This window comes from Arthrobacter sp. yr096, assembly GCF_900108925.1.
Lineage (GTDB): Bacteria > Actinomycetota > Actinomycetes > Actinomycetales > Micrococcaceae > Arthrobacter.
Genome location: NZ_FNYI01000003.1, coordinates 103,049 through 117,663 on the forward strand (window position 1 = coordinate 103,049; position 14,615 = coordinate 117,663).

Here is a 14,615-nt window from a genome sequence, read left to right on the forward strand (position 1 = left end):
GGTGGGGATCAGTTGAAGGCCGAAATGCCCGTGATGTCGCGTCCGACGATCAGGGCCTGCATCGAATCTGTTCCCTCGTAGGTGGAGACGACTTCCATGTCGGTCATGTGGCGGACTACGTGATTTTCCAAAAGCAGGCCGTTACCGCCCAGCAGATCCCGGGCTTCATTGCAGATCCATTTGCCCTTTTGGGACGTTGCCATCTTGACCATGGAAGCTTGGGCGTTCGTCAACTGCCCACGGTCGGCGAGTTCTGCCATACGCGTGCACAACAATTGCATGGTGGTCAGTTCGCTGAGCATGTTGGCGAGCCGGGACTGGACCAATTGGTATGACCCGATGGGCTTTCCGAACTGGTGCCGTGTTCGTGCGTAGTCGGCGGCTATTTCGAAGGCCGCCATGGCGTGGCCGACTGCTTCCCAGGCCGCGCCGCCGCGGGTCGCCTGCAGGACCCGGGAGACATCCTTGAAGGAGTGGCAGCCTTCCAGCCGGTTGGCTGCGGGCAGGCGCATCTGGCGTATCTCGATATCGGCTTGGAGTATGGCCCGTTTGCCGACTTTTCCGCTGATGACTGTGGGAAAGTATCCTGCCGGGTAATTGCCGTTGGCATCCTTCTCCACCACGAAAGCGTTGACATTGCCGTCCTCGGCGTTCCGGGCGAACAGCACGATGACATCGGCGCAGTGGCCGTTGCCAATCCAACGCTTGTGCCCGGTGATGACCCAGTGCTCGCCATCGCGGCGGGCTTCGGTCTCCAACGCGACAGAGTCCGATCCATGATCCGGTTCCGTGAGGGCGAAAGCCCCTGTCTTGGCGATCCTGGCCAGGGGAGGGAGCCACGTTTCCTTCTGTTCGTCGCTGCCCAGAATGTTGAGCGCGCCCATGCACAGGTTCGAGTGAATGCCAAGGAACGTGTTGAGGCTACCGTCGGCGCGAGCCATTTCACGGGCCACCATGCCTGCGGCTTTGCGGCTCATGCCCGGGCAGCCATAGCCCTCGATGATGGTTCCGATGATGTTCAGCTTGGCCAGCGGCTCCAGGAGTTCATCCGGAAACTCTGCTTTTTCCCAATATTCATTGATGACCGGAAGAACACGGTTCTCTGCGAAGTCACGGACCTTGTCCCGAACGGCGATCTCCTCAGCGGTCAGATCTGAATCCAGGAGGAAATAGTCGGAGGTTGCAGTGGTACGTTCGGATGTTCTGCGATCTGTGGTGGCGGTCATTTCTGCGCCTTTCTTGACGGACAGGCCAGCTGTTCAGCGGTCGTTGGGAATGTGGGCTGTGGTTTTCGGAGACGTCGCTGCAAGCCAGGACAGAACAGATTGCCTGTCCGCGTCGTGGGCTGGCGGAGCCAGGTCGTAGCTGACGGGAGTCTCTGAGAAAGTGATGGGATTGCGGACTGTAGGCATCGACCCAGGGCCGCGGCCGATGGTGACCACGGGGTCCAGCCCTATTCTTTCCGCGAAGTCGATGCCCTGCCGGACGTCATTAATGGGGGCACAGGGGAGGCCGCATTCGGTGAGGATGTCGAACCATTCTGTTGACGACTTCCGGGCGAGGGCCGCTTGGAGCATGGGCCTGAGTTCCTCCCGGTTCAGGCTTCGATCCGGAGCTACGGCGAACCGGGGGTCGTCGGCCGCGTGGGGAAGTCCCAATGCTTGGCATAACTTCCGGAACTGGGGATCATTGCCGATGGCAATAACGATCTCACCATCGCCCGTCATAAGTGGTTCGTACGGGTAGATGCTCGGGTGTTCATTTCCCAGCCTGGCGGGAACTGTCCCACTCAGGAGATATCCGGCAGTCTGATTGACCATTCCGGACAATGCCGATGCCATCAGGTTGACTTCAATCCGCTGACCGTTACCACTCTGATCGCGTTCGTGCAGGGCGGCGAGGATACCGATTGCTGCGTGGAGCCCGGTGATGACGTCAAAGACTGCCACGCCGGAGCGGTACGCCGGGCTGTCCGGTGATCCCGTCAGGCTCATCAAGCCGGACATCGCTTGCACCAAAAGGTCATAACCGGGGAGGGATGCGCCTCCGGCCGTCCCGAACCCCGTGATGGATGCATAGATCACGTTTGGATTGGTGGCGGCCACCGAGTGGTAGTCCAGCCCAAAGCGATCCAGGCCGCCTGGCTTGAAGTTTTCCACCACGACGTCGGCCCGGCAGGCAAGATCCAAGGCGATTTTCTGGTCCTCGGGATCCCGCAGATCCAAGGAGATGGAACCCTTATTGCGGTTGATGGAGAGGTAATACGTGGACTCTCCGTCCCGAACCGGTGGCTTCCAGGCGCGGGTTTCGTCGCCGTCGGGACTTTCAACCTTGACCACTGTGGCTCCCATGTCGGCCAGCAGCATAGTGCAGTAGGGACCGGCCAAAACCCTGCCGAAGTCGGCTATGAGGATTCCCGACAGCGGGCCGGTGCCTATGCGTCCGAACATGTCGGCGGGAAACGTCTGTTCTTGCGGGGCGTCGTCCAGGGCCGTCTTTGGCCCGGCAACGCCGGGGCTGGTGTGGATCGTCACGGCTCTCCTAGGGGATCGTTGTCGATACAACAACCATCCCAGCTGGATTACCATCAGTCCAATACTTATTCGCTTTCCTATTGATGCAGATGAGGTAATAATCAGAGATGGCCCAAGGAACAGCAGCACCCCAGGTTGTCCGGGGTGCTGCTTTCATCTTCTAGGGGGACTGTCCGGCTAGACGAGCACCATGCCGCCGTCGATCATGACAACCTGGCCAGTCATGTAGTCGGAGTCGGAGGAAGCCAGGTAGAGGGCCGTCCCGGTCACATCTTCCGGCGTACCGGGCCGTCCTGCGAGGATGGATCCCGAGAACTCCTCGAATGCCTGACCGGGTGCACTCGTGTCTCCCAGTTCCATAATGTCCAGGTCCAGCTTGCGCCAGAGCGGCGTGTCCACCACGCCGGGGGCGAAGGCGTTACAGGTGATGCCGTGTTCGGCCAGTCCCCTTGCTGCGGCCTGCACGAGGGAATTGACGGCGAATTTACTTGCACAATACGGCGCGAAGTTCGGGTAACCCTGGCGGCCGGCAATGGAGGACGTAAGGATCAACTTTCCGCCAGTTCCCTGCGCGATCATTTGCTTGGCGGCCTCCTGCTGGCAGATCAGGGACCCTAAACCATTGACATCCAGGGTGGTTCGCCAGTTCTCTTCCGTCACGTCGAGAAAATGCATGGGGCGAATGATGCCCGCGATGGCGAACATCACATCCAGGCCGCCAAATTCTTCGACTCCTGCCATGACAGCGGCAGCAACATCTTTGCGATCAACCACATTGCCTGAAGTTGCGATGGCCCTGCCTCCGTCCGCCACAATCTCCTGCGCAGCTTTTTCGGCCGCCTCGGCATTGAGATCGAAGATGGTCAGCAATGCGCCCTCGGCCGCCAGGCTACGGGCCACTGCCCTGCCCATGCCGCTGCCCGCACCAGTGATGAGGATTCTCTTGCCGTCTACTCGTCCTGCCATGGGTGACTCCTTTGTTCGTGCCTCATGGGATGGCTCCGACACTACTGAGCACCTTTGCCCACTGTCCAAGACCTATATCGGCGTCTATTGATGACTTGGAGGCATCAATAGGCCGAGGCGCGGCAAAAGGGACCGCCCGCCGGAAGTCCGGCGGGCGGTCCCTTCACGCGTTGGTCAGGACGTTTGCGTGATCTCTTCGGTGGTAGTGAACTCGGCAATGTTGGTCAGAGCATAGGAAAGCGCGGCCTGGTGCCATTCGGCGTTGATGCTGGACGTGGCGTCCTTCACCAGGACGGCCCGGAATCCGTGATCTGCCGCATCCCGGATGGTGTGCTCAACGGCCATGTTGGTCCAGACGCCCACCACAATGACGGTGTCGACGCCCGCATTCCGGAGGAGGACGTCCAGGCCGGTTCCGTTGAAGCCGCTCATGCGGTTGCGGGTCAGGACCGGTTCGTTGGGGAGGGCTTCCAGGCCTTCCAGTGCATCAGCGCCCCACGATCCAACCTTGAGCGACTCGGGTCCGATCATTCGGAAGATGGGAGCATTGGTTCCGCCGAAGTTGTGGCCCGGATAAAAGACGATCCGATTGTGGATCACCGGCAGGGATTGTTCCCGCGCCCAGCGAACAACGTTGCGGACATTGGCGACGAGATTCTGCTCTTTGGCGTGATCAGCGGCCCCAAAGGAGGCGAAGGCTCCGTTCTCATGGACGTTGTCATTCTGGAGGTCCACCAGAAGGAGCGCCGTCTTGGTCAGGTCGATAGAGGCTTCTGCCACAGAGATCTCCTTGATATGAATCGTGCTGCTCGTTAAGGTATTACTTGAAATATCAACTAACCGTAACACCATTCAGGAAAGCCAGCAGCTCGCGGTTGAAGGCCTCAGGTTCGTTCCAGTGCGGGCAGTGGCCGCTGTGTTCGAAGATGCTGAGGGATGATTTCGGCAAGGCATCCGAAAACATGCGCATTCCCTCCTCCGGAAACACAGGGGAGTGACGTCCGGTTGCCACCCAGGCCGGAACCCCTACGCCTGGAAGAACATCCCGCCAGTCTGCCGAGAAATGGTCCACCATCAATTGCCGCACGGCCCCTTCGGGGTACTCCGTGAGGGGGCCCGCTTCAGCCATGAGTTGCTGCACATGGGCGGGCATGGCGGGCTCACGTGACCAATCGCCCCACGGAACGCGGTAGTTGACGGCGTCCCAGAGGTTGCTCCACTCAACGGACCGGAGTCCACCATGCCATGAGTCGTCATTGACGATCTTTGGTGACTGGTCAATCGCCACGAAGGCTGCGACGCGGTCCGTTCCGTAGAGGCTGAAGTAGGCCAGGCTAACCGAGACTCCCATGGAGTGCGCCACCACCGCAACGTTCTGAAGGTCCAGGTGTTCCAGCAGTTCCCGAAGATCTGCGCCGAAGCGCGATATGCGCTGTCCGTGAGGCGGAGTCTCGGACCTTCCATGAAGACGCAGGTCGATCCCAATCACCCGGTATCCGGCGTCGAGAAGGGCGTCCCGCTGGAAGGCCCAGTGCGCCGCCTGGCAGGAAAAACCGTGCACCAACAGTACGGCGGGACCGGTGCCTTCGTCGTCGTAAGCGAGCCTCACGCCGTCGTTGGTGCGGAAGAAGTTAGCCACGTCCATAGGCGCCCTTACGGTAGACATCGATCACTGCAGAAGCGTCTTCCGAAGCCAGGCCCTGTTCCACCGCCTTCTCCAGGACTGCGACGGTAGCGTCGATCATCTCGCCCTTGTAGCCCGCTGCTGTTGCCGTTTCGCCCACCAACGCAGCGTCCTTGAGGAAAATGTCCACCCGAGCGGCGATGTCCCTGGTTTCGGTCAGCATCCGCGGGCCATAGTGGCTGAGCATCCACGATCCACCCGCGCCACCCTTGACTGCCTCGAACACCTTGGCGGCATCCAAGCCGAGCTTCTCTGCGAAGGCCAATGCTTCGGCAGCCACCACGAGTTGGCTGGTGGCGAGGAGCTGATTCACGATTTTGTACGCTTGGCCATCAGCCAGATTGGGTCCTGCGAGCACCACGTTGCCCATGCTTTCGAGTACGGGACGGATCTGCTCGATCGCTGAGGTGTCACCGCCGGAGAAGAGGGTCAGCGTGCCCGCAATCGCCCCAGGGATGCCACCCGTAACGGGGATATCAAGCAGCGTTGGTCCATCACTGGGCCGGTTGCTTGCGATCTTCTCCATGGCGGCCGGGCCGATGGTGGAAAGGAGTGCGACGACAGCCGTGGGTGCGGTGGTCTCGTACACGCCGCCCGGACCAAAGAGGACTGACTCGGCCTGCTGCGCCGTTGCCACCATGACCAAGACCACGTCCGCGGCCGGTGCCGCGCTCAATGAGTCGGACGTTTCCAGCTCATGCGAGCGTGCTTCGGCCAACCTCTCAGGCGAGGTGTCGACGACGGTGACGGTGCCTGCCGCCGCGGCGCGGACGGCCATCGGCAGGCCAATGGCGCCAGCGCCAACAAACGTGATCTTGGGGGTGCTCATGGTGGCAACCTTTCGGTGAGGGGTGGGGTGCTGCTTCGTGTTTGCCTACGCGGCAGCGATGGCTTGAATCTGGGTGATGGTGGTAAAGATGGCCACGGCGGCGTAGAAGACCACGGCGATACCAAGGGCAACCATGCGTGGCCGGCTGATGCGGACCACCTTGTGGAGCTTGCGGTTGACCTGGATGAGCAGGGCGCAGTACACCACCATGACGCCGCAGTTGAGTATTGCGGCCATGGCCAGCAGGGTAATCGGCTGGGTTACGCCGGCCCCCAGGATCACGATGCCTAGACCGACCATGGTCCACACGGAGACCGAGTAGATCTTGGCTTCGGTCCAGAACTTGTGTTCACGCAGGTAGCTGACTGCCAGGACATCTGCCACCACGCGGGCGACGATATCCACTACGGCCAGGTTGGCGAACATCAGAGCAACAGTGCCGATAAGCAGGTAGAAAGTCTGCAGGACACCGCCAAATTGCTCGCCAATCACACTTGCCTGAAATTGGATGAAGGAAAGGTCGCCCTTGCCCTCGTAGGTGCCCACGGGAATCAGCCGGTAAGCCAGGAGGGAGAAGATCACGATGGTGAACAACCCGATCACGAAGAACGACCAGAACTGCTCGGTCTTCGCGTTCTTCCACCAGATCTTCCAGTTGGCAGTGTTCTCCGGGGTCATCTTGAACTGGGTTCCCGTGCCGGAACCGGCTTCCTCATGACCAGTGATGGGGGAGACGATGCGCGGAGCGTGAGCTCCCATGCCCCAGCCTTTGTCCCTGATGTAGTTGCTGACAGTAAGGTTCAGGGCTCCACCGCCACCTGCGAACACCATCGCCGTGACCAGGAATGCTGCCGAGATGCCGTCGGGCATCCGGAATGCCCCCTGCACAGTGGCGGAGGGCAATGCGGCCCACGGCTCCCATCCGATGACGAAAAGGATGATGACGACGGCGAAGATGAGGATGGCGATCACCTTGAGGAACTCGAGGCGCTCGACGGTTTTGTAGACGATGGGGGAGAGCGTCAGTACCAGACCAATGAGTACGAGGCCCCCGATGGAGATCCATTGGACATTGCCCTGCCCGCCGGCGGTGAAGGTCACCATGGTGGCAGCGCTGCTCATCCAGCCCGGCCAGGCGAAAGGAATGACTGTCATGATGACGAACATGGGTGCCCATCCGCGCCATAGGCGGGTAAACCCAGTAACTGCGGTTTCGCCTGTGGCCAACGTGTAGCGGGCTACTTCGGTGTTGATGAAGTACTGGAGTCCCAATCCGACGGCGGCCGCCCACAGGAAGGTAAGGCCGACCTGACTGGTGATGTAGGGGTGGGAGATGTACTCGCCGGACCCGATGCCGACAGCGACCAGGATGACACCCGGGCCGAGCATCTTGCGGAGCGCGACGGGTTTGGGCAGTTCAGCCCATCGGAGGGCCGGGAGTCGGCCTGTCTTCTGGCGTCCGGCGGAACCGGAGGCTTCGTCGCCTTTCAACCCCTTGCCGGATGTGTGTGGATCATGCAATGTCATGGCCTCGAGCTCATTCTCGTTAGGTGTCCTTGTGCGCCTCTGCTGCGGGCCGACGTTGGCCGTAGCTGGCGATGACGGCAATCCCGGGCTGGTGCCGGTCAACTGCCACATTCGAATGTGATGCCGCTAACAGCGGCTCTCCATGAATGCTAAGGAGAAATTCCTATCTAGCACAAATACCAATCGCTCATGGTTTATATGGAAAATTAGATAAGACGTTATATTGCACTCGCCTCGCTGCCAGCCTCTGGCAGCACTTCGTCGAACACTTCCAAGACCCGTGCCAGGGCGGGGGAGCTATTGTCCTTTCGCCAGGCGATGGCTGCGTGGAGCCAGACGGGATCACCTGCTAGTGGGAGGTAGGCAACGCCGGTTGGCTGGACGTGCTGGACGGATGTCAGGGTTAGTGTGGCGCCGGCGCCAGCGGCAACCAGGGCGAGGATGGTGTACGAGTCCGGAGCTTCCTGAACGATTCTGGGCGTTATCCCCACGCGGGCGCAGGATTCGACAAGCGCTGCCCTGAGGGAGGAGCCCCCTTCTGCCGGAAAGCTGATGAACGGGACATCGGCCAACTGAGCCAAAGACACTTCCGCCTCGCCTGCAAGGGGGTGTGACGACGGCAGGGCGCAGATGAGGCGCTCGTGCTCGACAATGCGGAAATCCACCTCCGGATGGTTGATGGGAAGCCGGACGAAGCCGAGGTCCAACTGGCCGTTCACCACTTGGTCGAGTGCTGCATACGCATACGTTTGGCCTTGCAGGACAAAATCGATCCCGGGATAGCGGCGTCGAACCTCCTGCGCCAAGGGCGGAAGGATCTTACTGCTGGACGCTCCCGCAAACCCCAGCCGCACCCTCCCGAATTCACCGGCAGTGAGCGACTGTGCAGCAGCTTGTGCAAGTTCGACGTCGGCCAGCACCTTGCGGGCGGGGCCAAGTAGTCGTTCGCCGGCGTCGGTCAATGTCACCGATCTGGTGTTGCGGTTGAAAAGTTTGACCTTCAACTGCTTCTCCAGTTGTTGGATGCGATAGCTCAAGGGTGGCTGGGCGATTTGCAGTCTTTCTGCGGCGCGGCTGAAGTGCAGTTCCTCCGCTACCGCCACGAAAGCCTCGAGTTCCTTGAATTCCATGCGCGCGTCCTTCGTTTGACGGTGGTATGCGGGCGGCGGTGCATCCCGATTAACCATATATCTATGCATTGTATAAGAGGGGGCCTGATTAGTATTGGACGCAGCATAGTTGCTTTGGGAAGGTTGACGCAGCAGAACGTAACCTCTTGCGTATTAAAGGAGCTTCCCGGTGACCATTCAAGACTCGGCAACGCCGCCGAAAGCTGCTGCCAGGACCAAAGACAAAACGCTTTCAATGAAGGAAGCGATCAGCCGATACGTCCACGACGGAGACGTGGTGGCAATCGAAGGCTTTACCCATGCCATTCCCACCGCGGCAGGGCATGAAATTATCCGGCAGCGCAGGAAGAACCTGACACTTGTCCGCATGACAGCTGACATCGTGGTAGATCAGATGCTTGCCGGCGGATGCATCGCCACGCTGGTCTCCTCATTCGTAGGAAACTCATCGGCGGGCTCGCTGGGGGAAATTCGCCGCAGGATAGAACGGGCAGATCCGGAGCCCTTGGACTACCAGGAGTACAGCCACTACGGCATGATTTGCCGCTACCTGGCAGGAGCGCAGCGGTTGCCCTTCTATCCGCTGCGGTCATACTTCGGATCTGACCTCCCGAGAATCCAGCAGGGGATGCGTAAAGTAACCTCGCCATTTCCCGATGACGATGGTGCCTTCGAAGAAATCTATGTTGTACCGCCCATTAATCCCGATGTGGCAATCGTCCATGCCCAACGCGCCGACCGCTCTGGCAATGTCCAAATGTGGGGGTTGACCGGTATCCAGGCAGAGGCGGTCTTCTCAGCGAAGCGCGCGATCGTCGTGGTCGAAGAAGTGGTGGACGATGACGTCATCCGCGCAGATCCCAATCGCACGGTGATTCCCGCGTTGGCAGTTGACGCAGTGGTGGAATGCCCGGGGGCTACGCACCCGTCCTTTTCCCAGGGCTATTCCGACCGCGACAACGATTTTTACCGTGCGTGGTCAGGCATCAGTGGCGACAAGACGTTGTTGTCGGCCTGGATGGAGGAATGGATCTACGGGACCGCTGACCATACTGAATATTTGGCCAAACTGGGTTCGTCAACACTGAGCCGCCTCGGCGTCGGTCAAGCGCTAAGCGGGCGAATCAACTACGGAACAAGACTCGAACCGGCCCTGGATGCCGATCACCACGTTAAGGAATCGAAATGACGTCAGTAGCAGAAGGCGTAGGCGTCACGGCCACGGAGTTGCTCACTGTGGTGGCATCCCGGGAGTTGGCTGGCCGGCACACTGTTTTTGCCGGAATCGGGCTGCCTACGTTGGCCGTGTCCTTGGCCAGTATGACCACTGAACCCAACCTGGAAATCGTGTACGAATCCGGTGTCTGCGGTGCCCATCCGTCCCATCTGCCAGAAACGATTGCGGACTCGGTGCTCATTACAGGAGCTGAGGCGGTGCTGTCCATGTCCGTACTCTTTGGCTATGTACTCCAGGGCGGCCACATCGACGTCGGATTCCTGGGCGCTGCTCAGATTGATCGATGGGGAAACCTCAATTCCTCCGTCATTGGCCCGTGGGAGCAGCCCAAGGTGAGGCTGCCTGGGTCGGGTGGAGCCGTTGAAGTGGCCGCGAACTCCAAGGAAGTCTTTGTTGTTATGCGCCGCCATGACGCGCGCACGTTTGTTGAGAGTCTGGACTTTTGCACGTCTCCCGGGCCGGACCGTGCTCTGGCTGAAGGTGGACGGGTGCGCGGCGCCGGTGTGACCAAGGTGGTTACCGAGCTTGGCATCCTGACGCGATCCGGCGTTCATGATGAACTGAAGCTCTCGGCGGTGCATGAAGGTGTTTCCGTTGACCACGTTTTGGCCAATACCGGCTGGGATTTGAAGGTGGCGGAGGACTTCCAGGTTACTCCTCCACCAACTGCCGAAGAACTGCGCTTGTTGCGGACGGAAATTGACCCCCGCAGGGTTTACCTGCGCTGACTCCGAAGGAAGACAGTCTCATAATGAAGATTGAACGCATTGTAGCGATTCCCTACGAAATCCCCTACGTCAGGCCTTTGAAGTTTGCCAGCGGTGAAGTCACTACTGCGGATCATGTCTTGCTGCGGATCCACACGGACACCGGCATAGTGGGGGTGGCCGATATTCCGCCCAGGCCTTATACCTATGGGGAGACCCAAGCCTCTATTGTGTCCGTCATCAACGGAATCTTTGCGCCTGCACTGATCGGGATGGACCCGTTTAACCGTCAATCGGTCCAGCAGACCCTGCGCCGCACCGTCCATAACAACACTGCCAAGGGGGCAGTGGACATTGCGCTTTGGGACGTCATCGGACATGCCACGGGCGCTTCCGTGTGGAGCCTCCTTGGTGGGTACGCTCCCAGCATGCGGGTTAGTCACATGCTGGGCTTTAAGGAACCCGAACTCCTGTTGGAGGAAGCCCAACGTTTCGGTTCCGAGTATGGGGTTACCACCTTCAAGCTCAAGGTGGGGCGGCGTCCCATAGCACTGGATATCGAGGCCTGCCACGTCCTCCGTGAAGGTCTGGGGGAGGACGTACAGATCTACCTGGATGCCAACCGCGGCTGGACGGCCAATGAGGCAATCGAAGTCCTGCGGCGCACCGAAGGACTGGGCTTGGCCTTCTTGGAAGAACCCTGTGATGCCAAGGAAGCCATGGGCAGGCGACGGTTGGTGGAGCGATCAACCATTCCTATTTTTGGCGACGAAAGCGTACCGACTGCCGGCGATGCTTCGCGGGAACTGCTGTCAGGCGGGTGTGACGGCATTTGCATCAAGACAGCACGGACAGGATTTACGGAGTCCCAAGAGGTTCTGGGACTGTCCACGGGGCTCGGTGTTGATGTCTATATGGGCAACCAAATTGATACCCAAATCGGCACCATTGCCACCGTTGTGTTTGGCGCTGCCCATGAAGCTACCAGCCGTCGCGCGGGTGAGCTCTCCAACTTCCTGGATATGGCGGATGACCTCTTGGCTGAGCCCTTGGTGATTCGGGATGGCCGCATCGAAGTGCCGGAAGGCCCCGGCGTCGGAGCCGCGATCGATGAGGAAAAACTGGCCCACTACCGAGTTGATGGTGCATGATGCGTGCAATTCTCAAAGCGAAGCCAGAGCGCGGCGTCGAATACCGCACCGATTACCCGGAACCGACGGTCGATGCAGGTCAGGTCAAGATCCGCATAGCCGCAGCATCTGTGTGCGGCACGGACCGGGAACTCTATGAGTTCTCGCCTATGGCCAAAGCATTCAACCTCAACATCCCGGTGGTCTTGGGGCACGAATGTGCGGGAACGGTCATGGAGGTAGGGCCGGGTGTGGAAAGCCTTCGGGTTGGTGACACCGTGGCGCTCGAATCCCACGTGGCATGTTGGAACTGTTACCCGTGCAAGACAGGCGATGCCCATAACTGCCTGAATATGGAGCTTCTGGGCTTGCACCTGGACGGGGGCTTCGCCGAGCGGTTGGTGGTGCCTGCCACGGCCTGCTTCAAATTGCCAGAAGGCTTTCCCCTGGAACAGGGGGCTCTTCTTGAGCCTGCAGGTGTGGCAATGCACGCGATCCAACGCTCCAAAGTGGACATGTCCGGCGCCGATGTCCTCATCACGGGTGGTGGGCCAGTAGGACTCTTCATCGCCGCGATTGCCAAGGCCCTTGGTGGCGGCCAAGTGGTGGTGGTCGAGCCCAATGAGTATCGCAGGAGCCTCATTGATGGCCTGGGAGCCACGTCCGTGACGCCCACGGACGACGTCGCCGGGATCTGCCGCGAATTGTCCGGACCGAAGGTCGGATTCGATGTTGCTTTCGATGCCTCCGGAGTTCCGGCAGCTTTGGCGTCGCTCTTCGAAGCAGTCCGCAAGGAGGCCACTGTCGTCGCCGTCGGAATTCCAGGCAGGTCCCTTGAACTCGACGTCGCTGCCCACCTCATCAAGAAGGGCCTTACATTTACGGGTAGTTTCGGGCGTTCCCTATGGGGGACTTGGGAGCAGATTGCTGAGCTTGTGGCGGGCGGAAAGCTCGATTTGTCTTCGTTCGTCACTCATCGGCTTCCGCTGTCTGCCATGGATGAAGCCATTGGGCTCCTCTCCCAGGATGCCTGCAAGGTGCTGCTGATCCCGGAGCTTCCGGATCACGAAAAACAGGCCGCCCCATGAACCGGGACGCAAGTTTCCCACGTTACAGCGAGCTGCTCAATCGTACTGACGCACCGCCCGGCAGCAGTTGGGGCATCTTTGGCGCCGCCGACGAGTTGGGAACATTGAACTTCCTGACCCCGGAGCATAGGAAACAAGCTGCCGGATTGGTGGCCTCGGGCAATACGCATTCACTGGATCTCCCGCTTGATGCTTTCCCAAAGCCACTGATCTCTCATCGGGGCTCCTTGGAACACAATGTCTTCGGACTCAACGAGTTTCATCGGGACGACCGCATCGACAACCTCTTTCCCCAAGCCACCAGTCAGATTGACGGGCTGAGGCACTTTGGAAACCCTGACTACGGTTTTTACAATGACGCGGACGCCAACAAGCTCATCGCTGGGGATCCAACCCTGGGCATCCAACGGTTTGCCGAGCATGGCATAGCCGGCAGGGGAGTCCTACTGGACGTTGCCCGGTACCTGGAACACACTGGTGAGCCCCTTGACTTCAGCCAACCCCGGGCTATCCCGGTCAACGTTTTGGACGCCACTGCCGAGTACCAGGGCGTCAGCCTGATGTCCGGCGACATCCTCATGGTGCGCTTTGGTTGGGTCGGTCACCGTCTGGAGCAGCAACATTTAAACGCCTTGGACGACGGTGCTCCGCTGGTATCCGTCGGGCTGGAACCCAGCCACGCCACAGCTGAATGGCTCTGGGACCACCAAGTTGCCCTTGCCGCCGCTGACAATGTTGCACTGGAAGCGTGGCCGGCCTCCGGGTCCAAACTGACCGTCCAAGCTGAGATTGACGGGAAACTGGCGGCTTCCTCCCATACCGGCATGCTGCATCGCATTCTTATTCCACTCCTTGGCCTTGCCATTGGTGAACTCTGGTATCTGGATGAGCTGGCGCAGGCCTGCCACGACGACAAGCGCTACGACTGCATGGTGGTGGCAAACCCGCTGCGACTGCCCGGAGGCGTCGGCTCTCCCTCCAACGCGATGGCTATCCGCTAGGCATCGTCTACCCGATCAGGAAGAAATCATGGAATTGCTTAAGCAACGAACGGCTGTCATCACCGGTGGCGCCAACGGACTGGGGCTGGCGACTGCTGTCGCTTTCGCCAAGGAAGGCGCCAACGTTGTTATTGGCGATCTCGATGCCGAACAGGCCGTCAAAGCCGCAGCCGGCCTGGGCATTGGCGACCGCGCCATGGGCATCGGCTGCAACGTCACCTCAACGGACGACGTCGATCGTCTCGCCGCAGCGGCCCGCGACGCCTTCGGAGGCCTCGACGTGTGGGTGAACAACGCCGGATTTACGCGTGACGCCACCATGCGGAAGATGTCCGAGGATGATTTCGACGCCGTCATTTCAGTCCACCTGAAAGGGGCTTGGTTGGGGACCCGCGCTGCTGCGAACATCATGCGGGATCAACCCAACGGCGGCTCCATCATCAACGTCTCGTCCATTTCGGGCAAAGTAGGCAACCCCGGGCAGACCAACTACAGTGCGGCCAAGGCTGGCATCGTTGGCCTGACCAAATCTGCGGCAAAAGAGGTCGGTTTTGCCGGAGTAAGGGTAAACGCCGTGCAGCCGGGCATCATTCGCACAGCACTTATCGACTCCATGAAACCTGAAGTCCTCGAGTCCAGGTTGGCCGAGGTTCCTCTGGGCCGTTTTGGTGAACCGGAAGAAGTGGCGTCTGTGATCCTGTTCCTGGCCAGTGACATGTCCAGCTACTTGACCGGTACGGTGCTGGAAATCGCCGGCGGACGAAACATCTAGGACGAAGGAA

General features: G+C 59.9%; 14 protein-coding genes. 6 read left to right on the plus strand and 8 right to left on the minus strand.

The genetic code is table 11. From position 1 onward, the window contains the following. Positions 1 to 8: 8 nt before the first annotated feature. The 8 genes from BMY91_RS08490 to BMY91_RS08525 form a co-directional block, all read right to left on the minus strand. Positions 9 to 1,226, minus strand: coding sequence for an acyl-CoA dehydrogenase family protein (locus BMY91_RS08490; protein WP_090820885.1), 1,218 nt, complete (start codon positions 1,224 to 1,226; stop codon positions 9 to 11). A 33-nt stretch (positions 1,227 to 1,259) separates the two neighbouring features. Then, the gene (locus BMY91_RS08495) at positions 1,260 to 2,534 is read right to left on the minus strand and encodes a CaiB/BaiF CoA transferase family protein (RefSeq protein ID WP_256212651.1); all 1,275 of its coding nucleotides are present in this window, start codon (positions 2,532 to 2,534) and stop codon (positions 1,260 to 1,262) included. Between the two features lie 177 nt (positions 2,535 to 2,711). Further along, entirely contained in the window at positions 2,712 to 3,500 is a 789-nt protein-coding gene (locus BMY91_RS08500) for an SDR family oxidoreductase (protein ID WP_090820887.1), read from the minus strand. Positions 3,501 to 3,674: 174 nt separating this feature from the next. After that, positions 3,675 to 4,280 carry a cysteine hydrolase family protein gene (locus BMY91_RS08505; RefSeq protein ID WP_175538676.1) on the minus strand — a complete coding sequence of 202 codons (606 nt, stop codon included), beginning with the start codon at positions 4,278 to 4,280 and terminating at the stop codon, positions 3,675 to 3,677. 52 nt (positions 4,281 to 4,332) lie between these two features. Next, on the minus strand, positions 4,333 to 5,145 hold the full coding sequence (locus BMY91_RS08510) for an alpha/beta fold hydrolase (protein ID WP_175538677.1): 813 nt from the start codon (positions 5,143 to 5,145) through the stop codon (positions 4,333 to 4,335). Continuing rightward, on the minus strand, positions 5,132 to 6,013 hold the full coding sequence (locus BMY91_RS08515) for an NAD(P)-dependent oxidoreductase (protein WP_090820893.1): 882 nt from the start codon (positions 6,011 to 6,013) through the stop codon (positions 5,132 to 5,134). The genes BMY91_RS08510 and BMY91_RS08515 overlap by 14 nt, the downstream gene beginning before the upstream one ends. A 45-nt stretch (positions 6,014 to 6,058) precedes the next feature. Further along, positions 6,059 to 7,642, minus strand: a complete 1,584-nt coding sequence (locus tag BMY91_RS08520; protein ID WP_143054052.1) for an Nramp family divalent metal transporter — start codon at positions 7,640 to 7,642, stop codon at positions 6,059 to 6,061. 116 nt (positions 7,643 to 7,758) lie between these two features. Next, complete coding sequence (locus BMY91_RS08525) at positions 7,759 to 8,670, minus strand: LysR family transcriptional regulator (RefSeq protein WP_090820897.1); 912 nt, start codon at positions 8,668 to 8,670, stop codon at positions 7,759 to 7,761. A gap of 169 nt (positions 8,671 to 8,839) precedes the next feature. Between BMY91_RS08525 and BMY91_RS08530 the strand changes: the two genes are divergently transcribed. Genes BMY91_RS08530 through fabG form a run of 6 tightly spaced genes read left to right on the plus strand, consistent with a single transcriptional unit; the run spans position 8,840 to position 14,605 of the window. Next, positions 8,840 to 9,859 (plus strand): CoA transferase subunit A, encoded by a 1,020-nt coding sequence (locus BMY91_RS08530; protein WP_256212653.1) that lies wholly within the window; start codon positions 8,840 to 8,842, stop codon positions 9,857 to 9,859. Further along, positions 9,856 to 10,635 carry a CoA-transferase subunit beta gene (locus BMY91_RS08535; protein WP_090820899.1) on the plus strand — a complete coding sequence of 260 codons (780 nt, stop codon included), beginning with the start codon at positions 9,856 to 9,858 and terminating at the stop codon, positions 10,633 to 10,635. Before BMY91_RS08530 ends, BMY91_RS08535 begins: the two co-directional genes overlap by 4 nt. Before the next feature lie 23 nt (positions 10,636 to 10,658). After that, a complete protein-coding gene (locus tag BMY91_RS08540) occupies positions 10,659 to 11,765 on the plus strand; it encodes a mandelate racemase/muconate lactonizing enzyme family protein (RefSeq protein ID WP_090820901.1) in 1,107 nt (368 codons plus the stop codon). Then, on the plus strand, positions 11,762 to 12,832 hold the full coding sequence (locus tag BMY91_RS08545) for a zinc-dependent alcohol dehydrogenase (protein WP_256212654.1): 1,071 nt from the start codon (positions 11,762 to 11,764) through the stop codon (positions 12,830 to 12,832). Before BMY91_RS08540 ends, BMY91_RS08545 begins: the two co-directional genes overlap by 4 nt. Next, positions 12,829 to 13,833, plus strand: a complete 1,005-nt coding sequence (locus BMY91_RS08550; RefSeq protein ID WP_090820905.1) for a cyclase family protein — start codon at positions 12,829 to 12,831, stop codon at positions 13,831 to 13,833. Before BMY91_RS08545 ends, BMY91_RS08550 begins: the two co-directional genes overlap by 4 nt. A 28-nt stretch (positions 13,834 to 13,861) precedes the next feature. Continuing rightward, positions 13,862 to 14,605, plus strand: coding sequence for a 3-oxoacyl-ACP reductase FabG (gene fabG / locus BMY91_RS08555; RefSeq protein ID WP_090820907.1), 744 nt, complete (start codon positions 13,862 to 13,864; stop codon positions 14,603 to 14,605). Positions 14,606 to 14,615 lie beyond the last annotated feature (10 nt).